This is a genomic window from Deinococcus sp. JMULE3, from assembly GCF_013337115.1.
GTDB lineage: Bacteria > Deinococcota > Deinococci > Deinococcales > Deinococcaceae > Deinococcus.
This window is the reverse complement of the sequence record NZ_SGWE01000004.1, coordinates 1,664,637-1,678,983: the sequence shown is the minus strand read 5'-3', so window position 1 is coordinate 1,678,983 and position 14,347 is coordinate 1,664,637. Positions and strand designations below refer to the sequence as shown.

Below are 14,347 nucleotides of genomic sequence, written 5' to 3'. Positions count from 1 at the left end.
CTTCACGCGCCCGGCACGCCCGCCTCCGCGAAGGTCCGCATCTCCCGCAGCGTCGCTGCTGCGCCCAGCAGGATCGGCGCGGCCAGCACGCCGCCCGTGCCCTCGCCCAGGCGCAGGTTCAGGTGGAACATCGGCTTCAGGCCCAGGTGCGCCAGCTGCGCCGCGTGCCCGATCTCGGCGCACTCCCCGGCGGGGAACAGGAAGTCCCGCAGGTGCGGCGCGAGGGCCACACCGACCAGGGCCGCGCTGCCCTCCACGAACCCGTCCAGGATCACCGCCCGGCGGCTGGCGGCGGCCTGCAGCATCACGCCCAGCATCGCCGCGATCTCGAAGCCCCCGAACTCGGCCAGCACCCTCAGCGGGTCGGTGGTCGGTGTGCGGTCCAGCGCCGCGCGGATCACGGCGACCTTGTGCGCCAGCCGCGCGTCGTCCACGCCCGTGCCGCGCCCCGTCACCCGCGCCGCGTCCAGGCCCAGCAGGCGCGCCGTGATCGCCGCCGCCGGGGTGGTGTTCCCGATGCCCATCTCACCGGGAATCAGGACGTCCGCGCCGTCTTGGGTCGCGCGGCGGGCCAGCGCCGCGCCCGCCAGAATCAACACCTGCGCCTCGTCCACGGTCATGGCCGCCTGCACGCTCAGGTCATGCGTGCCCCGCCGCAGGGCCGCCCGCACCAGCGCCGGATGCTCGGGCAGATCCGCGTTCACCCCGGCGTCCATCACGTACACCCGCGCGCCCACTGCCCGCGCCAGCGCGTTCACCGCCGCGCCGCCCGGCCCCGCCGGGGTGTCCGCCAGGAAGTTCGCCACCATCGCCGGGGTCACCTCGGGCGGGTAGGCGCTGACGCCCGCGCGGGCCACGCCGTGATCCCCGGCCGCGACGATCACCGCCACGCCGCGCGGATCGGGCCGCTCAGTGCCCAGCACGCCCGCGAGGCGCACCGACAGCTCCTCCAGGTCACCCAGCGCACCCGCCGGTTTCGTCAGCTGCGCCTGCCGCGCCCGCGCCCGGTCCATCACGTCGGCATCGGCAGGCTGGATGGCGGTCAGGAGGGCCGTCAGGTCAGGAAGCATCAGCGCGCATTCTGCCCGTTCAGGCGGGCGGGCGCAGCGCCGTCAGCCACCAGTGTCCGGCCTCGCGGCGCAGGGTGGCGACCGTGCCGGGCGGTGCGGCCACGGCGGACAGGTTCACGGTCAGGCGCAGCGCGGCCAGCAGTGGCCCGGCGTGCGTGAAGGCCACCACCTCGCCCGCCGGGAGGGTGTCCAGCCATGCCTGTACGCGGGTGTGGAAGCCCTGCCCGGTGTCGCCGCCGGGGGGGCCGTGGGGACTGGTGGGTTCGCTCAGCGCCTCGATCCAGGCGCGGGGCGCGTCGCCGTGCGCGGCCTCCAGTTCGGCCCAGGTGTGCCCGGCCATCACGCCGCAATTCGCCTCGGCCAGCGCCGGGTGGGGGAGGGCACCGGGGAATCCGGCCAGTCGCGCGGTCTGCCGGGCGCGGCCCAGCGGGGACGTGAACGCCAGCGCCGCCCGTGGCAGGTCGAGGCGGCGGGCCAGCGCCTCCCCGGCGGGCGTGAGGGGGGCGTCCTCATGCGGGTGCGGGTAGCGGCGCTGCGCGTTCGGAAGGGTCGGGGCGTGACGGACCAGATGCAGCGTCAGGCCCCCGGACATGTTCAGCGGCCCCAGGCGAACGCGCCCAGCGCCAGCAGTTCCGCCGTGACGACGATCAATCCGTACGTGTCGCCGTTCAGGCCGCCGCCCAGCCGCCGCGCCGCGAACGCCGCGACGAGCAGCGCGCCCACCAGCGCCGCCAGCCACGCCACCCACGCGCCGGGCACCAGCAGGGTCGGTGCGGCCAGCAGCAGCGCGGCCCAGACGCGACCCTCGCGGGAGCGGGCGCCCAGGCTCTCGGCGCGGGCGGCCGGGTAGGTGTTCATGGGAATCAGCAGCAGCGTCCGCGCGGCCACCGCCGCCACCAGCGGCGCCAGCGGCGGGACGGGGGCCGACAGCAGGCTCCAGAGCAGTAGCAGGTACAGCCCACCGGTTGCCAGTCCGAACGCGCCCATGTGGACGTCCCGCAGGATCACCAGCCGTTCGGCGGGGGTCTTCATGGCGAACAGGGCGTCGGCGCTGTCCACCAGCCCGTCGAAGTGCAGCATGCCGGTCAGCAGCAGCCACGCGCCCACGCCCAGCGCGGCGATCACCCCGCCCGGCAGCGGCACGTCCAGCCACAGCAGCCCCGCCACCACGCCGCCCACCGCGTACCCGGCCAGCGGGTAGTACGCACTGGCCCGCGCAAAGTCCCCGTCCCGGACCTCCTCGATATGCGGCAGGGGCAGGGTCGTCAGGAACGTCAGCGCCAGATGCGCCGCGCGCAGCTGATCCCGGATCACGGCGTCTCCAGGCAGATGGAACGCTGGACGTGACGGGGGCGGCGCCCGCTCACCCCCACCCGGCCTCCCCCCTCAAGGGCGAGGAGAGAGCCCGGCGCCTCTGGCCTGGGCATCACGGGGTCTGCACGTGGATCTGCGCGGCGACACCCAGGGACAGCGTCAGGGTGTGGTCGGTCGCCCAGACGGTCAGGGTGCCCAGCGCGGCGTCCACCGCGTCCAGTCGCAGCGGCGCGCCCGGCGTGAGTCCGGCGGCCACCAGGGCCCGCAGCTGATCGGCGTCCCCGTCCGGGACGCGCGCCACGGTCGCCGTGTCCCCGGTCGCCAGTTGCGACAGGCGCCGCTGCGGCTGGTGCGGCAGCTCACCCTCCAGGGTGGGGATCGGGTCCCCGTGCGGGTCGTGCGTGGGGTCGCCCAGCCACGCCGCGATGCGCGCCTCCAGCCGTTCGCTCAGCGCGTGCTCCAGGCGCTCGGCTTCCTCGTGCACCTCGTCCAGCGGGACGCCCAGCGCGCGGTGCAGGAACAGTTCCAGCAGCCGGTGGTGCCGCAGGACCTCCAGCGCCACCCGTTCGCCCTCGGCGGTCAGCTGCGCGCCCTGGTACGGCGCGTGCGACACGAGGCCCTGCTCGGTCAGTTTGCGGAGCATGCCGGTCACGCTGGCAGGCGCGACCTCCAGCGCCGCCGCGAGCGCCTGGGTGTTCACCTTCCCCGACTGTCCCAGCATGTACAGGTGCTTCAGGTAATCCTCCGCCGAGCGGGACAGGGAACGGCCGGTCATGCCGCCCAGTGTAGCGGCACCGCAGGTGGGAACTTTTTCGCGGCGGGCCTCCTCTAAGGTATGAGGTGCCCTTGAATGACCCGCACGACACCCTGTCCGACCTGCAACTCGCGCGCCTGGCCGCGCGGGACGAGCGGGCCTTCGAGGCGCTCGTGAGAACCCACGCGCCGCAGGTGCACCGCCTCGCTGCCAGCCTCGTGGGGCCGGGCGCGGCGGACGATGTCGTGCAGGACGTGTTCATCGCCGCGCACAGGGCCCTCAGGGGCTTCCGGGGCGAGGCGAGCCTGAGCACCTGGCTGCACCGCATCACCCTCAACGCCTGCCACAAGGCACTCGGCGCGCGGCAGGCGGTGCCGCTGGAGGACACCCCCGAACCCCACGCGCCGCACGACCCGGCCCGCGCGGGCGAGCAGGCGCAGGTCCGCGACCGCCTGGCCCGGGCGCTGGCGCAGCTGCCGCCCGATCAGCGCGAGGCGGTCGCGCTGCGGGAACTGTCGGGCCTGGACTACGCCGAGATCGCCGCGCTGACCGGCGCGGAGCTCGGCACCGTGAAGAGCCGCATCAACCGGGGCCGCGCGGCCCTGCGCGCCCTGCTCACCCGCGCCGGAGTGACCCCATGACCCACCCCACTGACCGTCACACAGATGACTTCGATGAGCTCGACGCCCTGTTCGAGCAGGCACGCACGCTGACCCCCGCCGACCTGGGCGCCGCCGACCGCTTCCTGACCCGCCGCCGCGCCGCCCGCACCCGCAGCCGCGCGGGCTGGCTGACCGGCGCGCTGGCCTCGGCAGCCCTGGTGGCGGGCCTGACCGTCCTGCTCCCCGCGCCGCAACTGCCCGGCCCGCTGCCCAGCAGCGCCGCGTACGACGCCTACCAGAGCGCCTGGGGAGCCGACTGGTGAGGCGCACTCTGTCCCTGCTCCTGCTGACCCTGGGCACCGCGCACGCGGGCGACCTGGAGGACGTGCAGGCCGCGCTGAAGAAGGCCCGCACCCAGGTGGCGCGCGGGCAGGCCGAGGTGACCGTCCTGTTCCCCCCGCGCCCCGACCCCACCCGCACGGCGACGCAGCTGCCCGCCCTGACGGTACGGCCCGCGCTGCTCGCGAGGAACTTCAACGTGACCCGCGGCGGCACCGAGCAGGTCGCCGGGCGGGACGCCACGCGGTTCACCCTGACCCCCAAACTCGGGGACGCGGCCCGCTGGACGCTGTGGGTGGACCTGAAGTGGAACGTGCCGCTGGCCTTCGAGGAACGCGGCGCGGACGGCACGCTGGCCCGCCGCGCCGCCCTGACCCGCGTGCAGGCAGGAATCGCCCGCGTGAACCGCCCGGCCCCGCCCGCCGCGCCCGAGGGCCTGCGCGCCGCGCTGAACCGCGCCCTGCCGGGTCTGCGGCTCCCACCCGGATTCATTCCCGTGGCGGTGCAGGCGCGCGGCAAGGGGCTGGAGGTCGCCCTGACCGACGGCCTGAACGTCCTGGCGCTGGTCGTCGCGCCACAGGACGTGAAGGCCGCGCCCGGTGTGGCCTCGCGCCGCGTCGGGCAGCGGTTCGTGTGGCTGGTCGGGAACCTGCCGCAGCCCACGCTGCAGGCCGCGCTGGCGGGCGTCCGCAGCGCCACGCCGGACCCGCTGGGAACTTTTTCGGCCCCCGCCGACTCCAATCCATAACGCCCCCCCACCCGGTCCCCGACCGCCGCAAGGAGTTCCGCATGCCCCTGACCCCCCTGTCCCGCCCCCTGACCGCCGAGGACGCCGCGCACTTCCTGCGCCGCACCGCCTTCGGCGCGACCGACGAGCAGATCCGCGCCCTGGTCGGCAAGAAAGCGCAGGACGTGGCCCGCGCGGCCCTGGCCTTCGATCAGAGCGTCGCGCCCGGCAATCCCTTCGATCCCCTGCAGGGCGCCACGCCCGGCGCGGCCCTGCAGCTCGGGCGGGGCGCGTGGCTGTACGAACTCGCGTACGGCCCGCACCCGCTGCGCGAGAAACTGGCCCTGACCTGGAGCAACCACTTCGTGATCGCTACCGACAAGGTCCGCAACGTACCCGCCGTGGCGGACTACCTGAACCTGCTGCGCCGCCACGCCGCCACGCGGTCCTTCGAGCGCTTCACGCTGGAGGTCGCGCAGTCCCCGGCCATGCTCCGGTACCTGGACAACGACCAGAACCGTAAGGGCAAACCGAACGAGAACTTCAGCCGTGAACTGCTGGAACTGTTCACGACCGGCATCGGCGCGTATACCGAAAACGACGTCCGTGAGGGCGCCCGCGCCCTGACCGGCTGGACCTTCCAGGGGGGGCGCGGCAACAGGCAGTACCTCGAGCAGCCGCGCTTCGTGAACCAGACGCAGCAGCATGACACCGGCAGGAAGACGTACCTGGGCCAGAGCGGCGCCCTGAAAGGCGAGGACATCGTCCGCATCGCGACCTCACACCCGGCCACCGCGACCTTCGTGAGCCGCAAACTACACCGCGCGTTCCTGGCCGACACCCCCGACGACGCGGCCGTCAAGGGCAGCGCCGACACCTGGACCCGCACGAAGGGCGACGTGATGGCCGTCCTGACTGAACTGCTCGCCAGCGAGGCCTTCTACGCCAGCCGCTCGCGCATCATCCGTTCGCCCGTCGAGTTCCTGGTGGGCGGGATCCGCACGCTGGGCCAGCCGAAGATCGACGCGCGGTCCCTGCTGAACCTCGCCGGGACCGCCGGGCGCATGGGGCAGGTGCTGCTGGAACCCGACACCGTCAAGGGCTGGGACGGCGGCCGCGAGTGGATCAACGACACCACCCTGCTGCTGCGCATGCAGGTCGCCGCCGCGCTGACCATGGGCTCCAAGGCCCCGAACCTCGACACGCCGCCCAGCCTGCTGGCCCTGACCGGCCAGGAACGCCCGGCGGGCGCGGTGCTCCTGAGCAGCCTCAGGGGCCGCCAGCGCACGTACCTGAGCCTGATCAGCCCCGAATTCCAGCTCGCCTGACCTGCCCTGACCCCCCCCGGAGGAGTGCCCCGTGACCAACCGACGTGATTTCCTGAAACTGTCCGCCCTGGCGGTCGCCGCCACGAGCGGCATGCCCGGCTTCCTGGCCCGCGCCGCCACCCAGGCGGGTGGCACGAAGACCCTGGTGGTCGTGCAGCTGACCGGCGGGAACGACGGCCTGAACACCCTGATTCCCTACAGCAACGGTGCGTACTACGCCGCGCGGCCCACCATCGCCATCCCGAAGAAGGACGTGCTGACCGTCACGCCCGACCTCGGCATGCACCCCGCGCTGCGGCCCCTGATGAAACTCTGGGACGACGGACACCTCGCCTGGATGGAGAACGTCGGGTACCCCAACCCGAACCGCAGCCACTTCGCCAGCATGGCCATCTGGCACACCGCCGACCCCAGTCAGGCGCAGGCGGACGGCTGGATCGGCCGGATCGCGGAGAAGATCGGCGACCCGTTCTGCGCCAGCAACCTGGGGGCCGCCACGCCGCAGGCGCTGCAGGCCAGCGAGTTCAGCCTGCCCAGCATCGACTCGGTGGACAACTTCCAGCTGAAACTCCCGGCCGGGATGAACACGCCGTTCGAGTCCCTGCTGAACTCCCCGCGCAGCGGCGAGGCCGCGTACCTGACCCGCGCCACCCGCCAGATGATGAAGAACACCGCCCGCGTGCAGGAGAACGTCAGGAAGTACAGGTCGGGCGCCACCTACCCCGACACGAAGTTCGCCTCGCAGCTGCGCGACGCCGCGCGCCTGATCGCCGCCGGGGTGGGGCAGCGCGTCATCTACGTGTCGCTGGGCGGCTTCGACACGCACGCCGGGCAGCGCGCCGAACAGGACGGCCTGCTGACAACCCTCGCCGGGGGACTCAGCGCCTTCCAGGCGGATCTGGAAACCCAGGGCCTCGCCAAGGACGTCATCGTGATGGGCTTCTCCGAGTTCGGGCGGCGCGTCGCGGAGAACGGCAGCGCGGGCACCGACCACGGCAAGGGCAGCGTCATGTTCGCCTTCGGGCAGGGCGTCAAGGGCGGCGTGCACGGCAGCAGCCCCGACCTCGAAGACCTCTCCGAAGGGGACATCAAGTACAGGCAGGACTTCCGCGGCGTGTACGCCGAGGCCCTGACCCGCTGGCTGAACCTGGACGCGCGCGGCATCCTGGGCGGCACCTTCACCGGACCGCGCTGGATCGCGTGAACGCCCGCGTGGGCAGCCTCAGCGTGAAGGGCGTCGGGCTGACGCTGGGGGCACTCGTGCTGCTCTCGCCGCTGCTCAGCCCCGCCGGGGCGCTGCCCCGCTACCGCATCCAGGCCGCGCCGCAGCTGCACCTGACCGAAGGCAACGAACTGTGGGAACTGGACCGCCGCGTCATGCCCTGCACGTACTGCCACGTCAACCCGGACGGCGGCGCCCCCTGGAACCCCTTCGGGCAGGCCATCCAGGCCACCTTTGCAAGCGAGGCCAGAGAGGGGCGGCACCTGACCTTCCCCCAGGCGCTCTCCACCCTCCTGCAGGCCGATACCGACGCGGACGGCGACGGCTATCCGGACGCACTGGAGATCTACGCGAAGACCCTGCCCGGCGACCCGGCCAGCCACCCCGCCACCCCGCTGGATGAGCTGCGCGCGGCGTTCGCGGCAGCCGGAGGCGCCGAGCAGTTCGCCACGCCGAAGAAGAAGGCGGGAAAATAAAAAAGCCGCCTCTCGGGCGGTGATGTCTAAAACTATAGCGCGGTATGCAGGGGCAGTCAAGCCTATGCGCCGGGTGGGTGATGTGCAGAGGCGCCCCCGCTGGATTGGGGGCGCCTCTGACCTCTGCTGGGGGGATCAGCGTCTGACGTCGTACACGCTGACGCTGCCGGGCTGGCCGACCTGTCCGGCGCCGACCATCAGTTGCGTGCCGGTGTCGGACCACGTCAGGAGGTTCGTGCGCAGGCTGAACTGCCCGGCGCGGGTCAGCAGGGTGCCGCTGGCGGTGTCGAAGACGTGCAGGGCGTTCTTCGCGTCGTTCGTCAGGACGGCCAGGAGTTTCCCGTCGGGGCTGAAGCGCAGCGCGCGCACGGCCGCCGTGAACTTCAGGGTCTTGAAGGCAGTGGTCGCGCCGGGTTTGACGAGCGCCACGAACGGCGCGTCGTCCACCGAGTACGCCACGGCGAGCGTTCCGCCGCGACTCTGCTGGAATTCCTCGCTGGACGCGTCGGTGGGCAGTTTCACGGCCACCTGGGTTTTGCCGGTCTTCACGTCCAGGCGCAGGGGGTTGCCCTCGTGCGGGATGACGAGCACGGCCTTGCCGTCGGTGGTGGGCAGCGCGTCGTGGATGTCCTCGACTTTCAATTGCGCCGCCGTGAACTGCGCGACGATCTTGCCGGTCTGCCCGTCCAGCAGCGCCAGGCCCTCGTAGCCGCTGACGGTGGCGTAGCGTCCGTCGGGGGAGGTGTGCAGCGTCTCGAAGTCCACCTTGCTGCTCAGCGCGGGGAGTTTCACGATCTTCCCGGCGCGGTACACGTTCACGGCGCCGCTGCCGTTCAGGGTCCACACCTGCGCGCCCTGCGTCTCGGCGGCGTACAGGCGGTCGCGGTTACCGACGTTCAGGGTCTTGCCGGTCTTCAGGTTGATGAATTCACCCAGGCCCGCGTGGGGCACGCCGCCGATGAACGCGCCGGTCCAGGTGTTGCCGCTGGGCAGTTTCACCTGCGGGCGCGCCGGGGCGTCCAGCGCGTCCAGGGTCAGGCGGCCCACGCTGCCGCCCAGGCTGAGGACCTGCCCGTCGGGGCCGCCGATCAGCGTGTCGAAGGTGTCGAGTTCCAGCGCGTCGCCGACGGCCTCGCCGGTCTGCGCGTCGAACAGTTGCCCCTCGCCGTACTCGGCGTACAGGAACTGCGCGTCGTTCAGGAACACCACGCTGCCGTCCAGGCTGAGGTCCTCGCCGCCCTCGACCTCGGTGGGTTCGGCGCCGCCGCGCAGGATCAGCGTCTCGGACCCGGTGCGGATCACGGCGGCCTGCGCGTCCGGGCTGAAGGTCGCCTCCAGGCCGTCCCACTCGTCGCTGATCGCGCTGCTGGCGACGACCTGCGCGTCGGCGAGCGCCACGAGGTCCACGCGGTCCTCGTAGATGACGGCGGCCAGGGTGCCGTCCGCGCTGACGCGCACGTCGTACGCCTCGCCGTCACCGAGCAGGTCGGTCGTCTGGCCGCTCTGCAGGTCCACGCGGGTCAGGGTCCCGTCGTTCAGCATCAGCAGGCTGCCGTCGGCGGCGAAGGCCAGGGTGGTGTCGTACTCGGGGGTGCCGCTGCGGACCTCCTGCCCGGTGCGGGTGTCCCACACGACCCAGCGGTCCCGGCCCAGCGCGGCGACGCGGGTCCCGTCCGGGCTGGCGCTCAGGGCCTGCACGGCGCCCTGCAGGCCGTACCACGCGCGGACGGTCTTCAGGTTCTGGTCGAGGATCATCACGGCGTTGTCGGCGTCCACGGCCACCTGACCGCCCGGCAGGAACGCCGCGAGGTGCGAGTCCGCGCCCGGCACGGTGTACACGGCGGGTTTGGAGAGGGTCAGGGCGGACGCGCTTCCCAGGGTCAGGGCGACGCTCAGCAGCAGGGTTCTCATGTGACCCACTGTATGGAAAAGTGACCGTGAGGGTATCCACATTTAGGCTGAGGCGCCCGCCTGGCCGGATGGCTCACGCGGGCCGGTCCATGCCCCCGTCATTCCGCGCCTCCCTCCCATCAACGCCCCCTCGGATCAATCCCCTCCGATCAACGGCCGTCGCTGAAGGTCACGGTCAGGGGCAGGCGCTGCCCGGCCATGGTGGCGGTCGCGCCGCTGATGTGCAGCCCGGCCGACTGGGCGGTCGTGTCCGAGAGTTTCAGGCGCAGCAGGCGCACGCGGCTGCCCTGGCGGATCAGGACGCTGGTGATCAGGTCCCCGGCCTGAATGCAGCGGGCGTTCATGGGGCAGCGGCTGTCCTGCGTGCGCAGCAGCGTGACGGTCGCGTCCCCCAGTTTGCCGCTCTGGCCGACCTGCAGGTCGAGGGTGGCGGCGTGGGCGCCCCCGAGCAGGGCCAGGGGCAGGACGGCGCGGCGCAACAGATTGAGGGGCAGCAGGGTGAGGGGCAGGCTGGTCATGCGCCGAGTGTGCCGCGTGAAGCTGAGGGGGAACTGACCGCCGCGCCCTGTGAACCTTGAGGTCCGGGGCGCGGCGGTCGGTTGGGGGGGCGGCTCTTACGGGTTCCGTCTGTTTCGTTGACAGATCGGAACACCACCGACCTGCCAACTCCACGCCCGGAACCCGTTTTACTCCTACTCTGCTCCGCAGCTCTACGAGTCGCGTCCGCTCGGGTTGGAAGATGTTGCACACCTTCCAACCGGAGTCTGTATCAGCCGAGCAGGGGGGCGTCGCCGCTGCCCGCCAGGGCGCGGAAGCTGGCGGCCTTGGCATTCAGGCCCATCTGGTCGTAGCACCCGGCGAGTTTCAGCGCGAAGAACTCCACGGCGCGGCAGTCCTCGCGGCGTTCGGCGGCTTCCAGGCAGGTGCGGTAGTGCAGCACGGCGAGGTGGTACTGCGCTTCACGCGCGGCGTGTTCGGCCCGGCAGTGGCTCATGCGGAGGGACACGATGTCGCAGGGGAGGGTGCTCGCGGCGGACATGACTGGCAGTGTAGTCACGCCGGGCAGTGGATGAATGAAAGATGAATCAGGTTTCGGGAAGCAGATTGTGCGTCTGTCACGCTGCTTTTCGTTATTTGCTAATTTTACGGCTGGGATTTTATGCATGCGCGGGGGACGCGCAGGTGCCCTGCGTCCCCCACCGTTCAGGTCGTCAGCACCCGCGCGCGCAGCGTCAGGTTCGGCAGGTTCACGTCCCCCAGCACCACGCGCAGGGTCGTCCCCGGCGCGGCGGGCGTACTCAGCGGCAGGTCGAAGGCCAGATCCGGGATCAGCAGCGTCGCCTGCGGCCCCCGGCGGTCCACCACGACCGCCTCCCATTCCCGCTCGGGCTGCGCGGCGATGAAGCGCAGGGTGTGGTGGCGTCGGCTCAGGCGTTCGGCCTGCCGGGTGGCGTCGGCGTTCATCTGCGCCTGCGCCACGCGCGCCGCGACCTCCTTGCCGCTCAGGCCGTCCTGCCCGGCCAGATGGGCGCGCAACTGCTGATGCACGACCAGATCCAGGTAGCGGCGCATCGGGCTGGTCGCCTGCGTGTACAGGTCCAGGCCCATGCCCGCGTGCGGTCCCGGCGCGGGCTGGAAGCGGGTGCGGGCCAGCGTGCGCCGCCGCGCCCACTGCGCGGGCAGCGTGTCGCCGCGCACCTCGCGGTGGGGCGGGTCCTGCGTCGCGAACGGCAGGGCGATCGAGTGGTCGTCCGCGTAGATCGCGGCGCCCCACCCGGCCAGCGTCATGCATTCCTGCACCACCAGCCGCATCTCCGGCTTGGGCAGGGGCGTGACGGTCGCGCCCGCCTCGTCGGCCTTCACGCGGACCTCGGGCAGGTCGATGCTCAGCGCGCCCTCCTGCACGCGCAGCTCGCGGCTCGCGGCGGCCAGCCGGGCCAGCCTCACGAACGGCTCCTGACCTGCGTCCAGCCGCTCCTGCGCCTGCGTGTACGTCAGGCGCTGCACGCGCACGGTGGTCAGCTGCACGTCCACGGCGTCGGCGTTGCCGTCCTCGTCCAGATCCAGGCTGATGCTCAGCGCGGGGCTGGTGTCGTGCAGGCCCAGGCCCGCCTGCTCGACCAGCGCGTCGGGCAGCATGCCGATCGTGCGGTCCGGCAGGTACAGGGTCGCGCCGCGCGCGCGGGCTTCCAGGTCCAGCGGGCTGTCGGCGGGGGCCAGCGCGGCCACGTCCGCGACGTGTACCCACAGTCGGGTCAGGCCGCCGGGCAGCGCCTCGATGCCCACGGCGTCGTCCGGGTCGCGGTTGCCCTCGTCGTCGATGGCGTACACGTCCAGGTGCGTCAGGTCCAGCCGCTGTTCGGGCGCGAAGGGCGGCACGTCCAGCGTCACGGGATTCAGGGCGGCGCCCAGCCGGTCGGCGTAGGGCGTGCGGGCGTCGGTCCACAGCCCGGCGCGCAGCAGCAGCGCGTGCGCGGCCTCGGGTGTCTCGGGTTGCTTCAGGTCGCGCATGGTGCGGCTCTTGTCCTGTTTGCCGCGGGCGAGCAGTTCCAGCTCGGTGCGCTGCGCGGGCGTGAGGTCGGGCAGGGTCATGCCCCAGAGGATAGGGCGCGGAGACTCCCCTGAGTTCCTGTAAAGCACAGATTTCCAATCAGTGAGATTCACCCTGCCGCTCTGCCTGACTGCGTGATCTGTGTTCGATCCAGAAAAGATGCAGGAATGCGTCTAGAACGAAAAAAATGCGACCTCCTCCTCCCGCTGGGCGACATAGATTTTTACTATATGGAAAGTCCGATTTGACAAAAGAGAAAGTTGATGTTTCTATGTGACTCAGGAGGGCAGCATGAATGACCAGCACCCCGCAAGCGAGTTCCACGCCCATGTCCAGCGTCTGGTGGCCGAAGGCAAACTCACCCCCGAGGAAGCCCAGGGACTCCTGGACGACACCCAGGACACCCCCACCGCCCAGACCCAGCCGACCAGCACCCTGGTCCCCAGCACCACGCCGGCCGACGCCACCCGCGACCTGCACCTGCTCGTCCGCGGCTACACCCTCACCGTCCTGACCGACGCCGCCCTGAGCGCGCCGCACCTCGCCGTGAACCTCGACGGGCACCTGAGCCTCGACCACACCCCGCAGGGCTGGCGGGTCGCCCGCCTCCCCGGCCAGCAGGGGCACGTCCCGAACCTCAAGGCCATCCTGACCCTGCCCTTCACGCCCGGCCACACCCACGCCGAGATCAGCGGCGGCAACCTGACCCTGCCCGACCTCGCCGGGGGCCTGCGCGCCGAGGTGAACGGCGGCAACGTCCGCATGGGCCGCGCCCACAGCCTCCACGCCGACGTGAACGGCGGGAACCTGAACGCCGCCGAACTCAGCGGCCCCAGCACCGTCACCGTCAACGGCGGGAACCTCACCCTGACTGGCGCCGCCACCCTGAACGCCAGCGTCAACGGCGGCAACCTCACCTGGGCCGGGACGCTCAGCGGCGGCAACCACCGCGTCGAGGTGAACGCCGGGAATGCGAAACTGCACCTCCAGCCCGGCAGCAGCGTCCACATCGACGCCCGCGTCACCCTCGGCTCCTTCAAGGCCGACTTCCCCACCGGCAAGAGCGGCGGCTTCCTGAACACCCACCACACCGGCCAGCTCGGCGGCGGCGACGCCCACCTGCACTGCCAGATCACCGCCGGGAACCTGAAGGTCGTGACCGCATGACCGCCCTGCACGTCCAACCCGCGCCCAGCCTGCCCAGCCTGCGCGCCGTCCGGCTGCGCCTGCTCACCCACCTGCGCGCGATCCTCACCCCCGACGCCACCCAGGCGCACGCCCGCACGCAACTGCGCCGCACCCTGGATGCCGAAGCGCACGGCGCCCGCATGCAGCGCGCCCTGCTCGGAGGCCGACCATGAAAGAGAAGATCCGCCGCATCCTCGACCTGATCCGCGCCGGGAAACTCACCCTGGAAGACGCCGGACCGCTCATGGCCGCCCTGAGCCCCAAACTCGCCCTGACCGACAGCGACCGCGAATTCGTCTCCGCGCTGCTGGCCCGCCAGGAACTCGACACCGCCCACGTCGCCGAACACCTGATGCTGCTGCGCGGCGTCCGCGAACCCGGCCCCGTCCCACCCCCGCCGCCCCAGCCCCCCCGCCGCCCCCAGCTCGTCATGGGCACCCAGCGCACCCGCGGCATCGACGGCCTCGTCGACCGCATCACCGGAGGAATCGACAGCATGGTCGAGAACATCACCGGTCAGATCGACCGGGAACTGCACGGCTTCCAGCCCGACACGCCCCACACGCCCAGCGCCCGCATCCTGCACATTCACGTCCAGAGCCAGCACGGCGACGAGTACAGCGCCAACATCCCCGTCAGTCTCGCCCCGCACCTCGACCGCCTGATCCCCCCCCACGGCCGCTCGGCGCTGGAAAGCGCGGGCTTCACCCTCGACGCCCTGCGCCTCCTGATTGAGGCCAGCCCCCACCGCGGCCCCCTGATCGACGCCGAGGACCAGCACGGCAACGAAGTGCACATCAACCTGATGTGACCACCGCCGAATCCACGCCGCCCCCGACGACCACCGGGGGCGGCGCCCTGCTGC

General features: G+C 72.0%; 17 protein-coding genes. 9 read left to right on the top strand and 8 right to left on the bottom strand.

Going from position 1 to position 14,347, the window contains the following annotated elements:
• Positions 1 to 2 precede the first annotated feature (2 nt).
• From cobT to EXW95_RS10990, 4 genes are all read right to left on the bottom strand, one after another.
• The gene (gene cobT, locus EXW95_RS11005) at positions 3 to 1,070 is read right to left on the bottom strand and encodes a nicotinate-nucleotide--dimethylbenzimidazole phosphoribosyltransferase (RefSeq protein ID WP_174367493.1); all 1,068 of its coding nucleotides are present in this window, start codon (positions 1,068 to 1,070) and stop codon (positions 3 to 5) included.
• Between the two features lie 19 nt (positions 1,071 to 1,089).
• On the bottom strand, positions 1,090 to 1,662 hold the full coding sequence (locus tag EXW95_RS11000; RefSeq protein ID WP_174367492.1) for a histidine phosphatase family protein: 573 nt from the start codon (positions 1,660 to 1,662) through the stop codon (positions 1,090 to 1,092).
• Positions 1,663 to 1,664: 2 nt separating this feature from the next.
• Positions 1,665 to 2,384 carry an adenosylcobinamide-GDP ribazoletransferase gene (locus EXW95_RS10995; protein WP_371810024.1) on the bottom strand — a complete coding sequence of 240 codons (720 nt, stop codon included), beginning with the start codon at positions 2,382 to 2,384 and terminating at the stop codon, positions 1,665 to 1,667.
• A 112-nt stretch (positions 2,385 to 2,496) separates the two neighbouring features.
• Entirely contained in the window at positions 2,497 to 3,159 is a 663-nt protein-coding gene (locus EXW95_RS10990) for a metal-dependent transcriptional regulator (RefSeq protein ID WP_174367491.1), read from the bottom strand.
• A 71-nt stretch (positions 3,160 to 3,230) separates the two neighbouring features.
• Between EXW95_RS10990 and EXW95_RS10985 the strand changes: the two genes are divergently transcribed.
• From EXW95_RS10985 to EXW95_RS10960, 6 genes are read left to right on the top strand one after another with little or no spacing between them, the layout of a single operon-like run.
• On the top strand, positions 3,231 to 3,779 hold the full coding sequence (locus EXW95_RS10985) for an RNA polymerase sigma factor (protein WP_217449188.1): 549 nt from the start codon (positions 3,231 to 3,233) through the stop codon (positions 3,777 to 3,779).
• Complete coding sequence (locus EXW95_RS10980) at positions 3,776 to 4,063, top strand: hypothetical protein (protein ID WP_174367490.1); 288 nt, start codon at positions 3,776 to 3,778, stop codon at positions 4,061 to 4,063. Before EXW95_RS10985 ends, EXW95_RS10980 begins: the two co-directional genes overlap by 4 nt.
• Positions 4,060 to 4,827, top strand: a complete 768-nt coding sequence (locus EXW95_RS10975; protein WP_371810022.1) for a sigma-E factor regulatory protein RseB domain-containing protein — start codon at positions 4,060 to 4,062, stop codon at positions 4,825 to 4,827. Before EXW95_RS10980 ends, EXW95_RS10975 begins: the two co-directional genes overlap by 4 nt.
• A 41-nt stretch (positions 4,828 to 4,868) precedes the next feature.
• Entirely contained in the window at positions 4,869 to 6,134 is a 1,266-nt protein-coding gene (locus tag EXW95_RS10970) for a DUF1800 family protein (RefSeq protein ID WP_174367489.1), read from the top strand.
• Between the two features lie 31 nt (positions 6,135 to 6,165).
• On the top strand, positions 6,166 to 7,338 hold the full coding sequence (locus EXW95_RS10965; protein ID WP_174367488.1) for a DUF1501 domain-containing protein: 1,173 nt from the start codon (positions 6,166 to 6,168) through the stop codon (positions 7,336 to 7,338).
• Positions 7,335 to 7,832: a hypothetical protein gene (locus tag EXW95_RS10960; protein WP_371810021.1), complete on the top strand. Its 498-nt coding sequence runs from the start codon at positions 7,335 to 7,337 to the stop codon at positions 7,830 to 7,832. The genes EXW95_RS10965 and EXW95_RS10960 overlap by 4 nt, the downstream gene beginning before the upstream one ends.
• A gap of 135 nt (positions 7,833 to 7,967) precedes the next feature.
• Here the strand turns inward: EXW95_RS10960 and EXW95_RS10955 are convergent, their stop codons facing one another.
• From EXW95_RS10955 to EXW95_RS10940, 4 genes are all read right to left on the bottom strand, one after another.
• Positions 7,968 to 9,743, bottom strand: a complete 1,776-nt coding sequence (locus EXW95_RS10955; protein ID WP_174367487.1) for a WD40 repeat domain-containing protein — start codon at positions 9,741 to 9,743, stop codon at positions 7,968 to 7,970.
• Positions 9,744 to 9,892: 149 nt separating this feature from the next.
• Complete coding sequence (locus tag EXW95_RS10950) at positions 9,893 to 10,261, bottom strand: hypothetical protein (RefSeq protein ID WP_174367486.1); 369 nt, start codon at positions 10,259 to 10,261, stop codon at positions 9,893 to 9,895.
• Positions 10,262 to 10,512: 251 nt separating this feature from the next.
• Positions 10,513 to 10,782, bottom strand: coding sequence for a hypothetical protein (locus tag EXW95_RS10945; RefSeq protein WP_119675247.1), 270 nt, complete (start codon positions 10,780 to 10,782; stop codon positions 10,513 to 10,515).
• A gap of 164 nt (positions 10,783 to 10,946) precedes the next feature.
• The gene (locus tag EXW95_RS10940) at positions 10,947 to 12,335 is read right to left on the bottom strand and encodes an RNB domain-containing ribonuclease (RefSeq protein ID WP_174367485.1); all 1,389 of its coding nucleotides are present in this window, start codon (positions 12,333 to 12,335) and stop codon (positions 10,947 to 10,949) included.
• Positions 12,336 to 12,585: 250 nt separating this feature from the next.
• Here EXW95_RS10940 and EXW95_RS10935 point away from each other — a divergent pair, with 250 nt between their 5' ends.
• Genes EXW95_RS10935 through EXW95_RS10925 form a run of 3 tightly spaced genes read left to right on the top strand, consistent with a single transcriptional unit; the run spans position 12,586 to position 14,293 of the window.
• Positions 12,586 to 13,461: a hypothetical protein gene (locus EXW95_RS10935; protein WP_174367484.1), complete on the top strand. Its 876-nt coding sequence runs from the start codon at positions 12,586 to 12,588 to the stop codon at positions 13,459 to 13,461.
• Positions 13,458 to 13,655 (top strand): hypothetical protein, encoded by a 198-nt coding sequence (locus EXW95_RS10930; protein ID WP_174367483.1) that lies wholly within the window; start codon positions 13,458 to 13,460, stop codon positions 13,653 to 13,655. Before EXW95_RS10935 ends, EXW95_RS10930 begins: the two co-directional genes overlap by 4 nt.
• A complete protein-coding gene (locus EXW95_RS10925) occupies positions 13,652 to 14,293 on the top strand; it encodes a hypothetical protein (RefSeq protein ID WP_174367482.1) in 642 nt (213 codons plus the stop codon). The genes EXW95_RS10930 and EXW95_RS10925 overlap by 4 nt, the downstream gene beginning before the upstream one ends.
• Positions 14,294 to 14,347 lie beyond the last annotated feature (54 nt).

Excerpts from the sequence above, each read along its gene's own strand:
- cobT (WP_174367493.1), bottom strand. The coding sequence starts at position 1,070 with ATGCTTCCTGACCTGACGGCCCTCCTGACCGCCATCCAGCCTGCCGAT.
- EXW95_RS11000 (WP_174367492.1), bottom strand. The coding sequence starts at position 1,662 with ATGTCCGGGGGCCTGACGCTGCATCTGGTCCGTCACGCCCCGACCCTT.
- EXW95_RS10990 (WP_174367491.1), bottom strand. The coding sequence starts at position 3,159 with ATGACCGGCCGTTCCCTGTCCCGCTCGGCGGAGGATTACCTGAAGCAC.
- EXW95_RS10980 (WP_174367490.1), top strand. The coding sequence starts at position 3,776 with ATGACCCACCCCACTGACCGTCACACAGATGACTTCGATGAGCTCGAC.
- EXW95_RS10970 (WP_174367489.1), top strand. The coding sequence starts at position 4,869 with ATGCCCCTGACCCCCCTGTCCCGCCCCCTGACCGCCGAGGACGCCGCG.
- EXW95_RS10955 (WP_174367487.1), bottom strand. The coding sequence starts at position 9,743 with ATGAGAACCCTGCTGCTGAGCGTCGCCCTGACCCTGGGAAGCGCGTCC.
- EXW95_RS10950 (WP_174367486.1), bottom strand. The coding sequence starts at position 10,261 with ATGACCAGCCTGCCCCTCACCCTGCTGCCCCTCAATCTGTTGCGCCGC.
- EXW95_RS10945 (WP_119675247.1), bottom strand. The coding sequence starts at position 10,782 with ATGTCCGCCGCGAGCACCCTCCCCTGCGACATCGTGTCCCTCCGCATG.
- EXW95_RS10940 (WP_174367485.1), bottom strand. The coding sequence starts at position 12,335 with ATGACCCTGCCCGACCTCACGCCCGCGCAGCGCACCGAGCTGGAACTG.
- EXW95_RS10935 (WP_174367484.1), top strand. The coding sequence starts at position 12,586 with ATGAATGACCAGCACCCCGCAAGCGAGTTCCACGCCCATGTCCAGCGT.
- EXW95_RS10930 (WP_174367483.1), top strand. The coding sequence starts at position 13,458 with ATGACCGCCCTGCACGTCCAACCCGCGCCCAGCCTGCCCAGCCTGCGC.
- EXW95_RS10925 (WP_174367482.1), top strand. The coding sequence starts at position 13,652 with ATGAAAGAGAAGATCCGCCGCATCCTCGACCTGATCCGCGCCGGGAAA.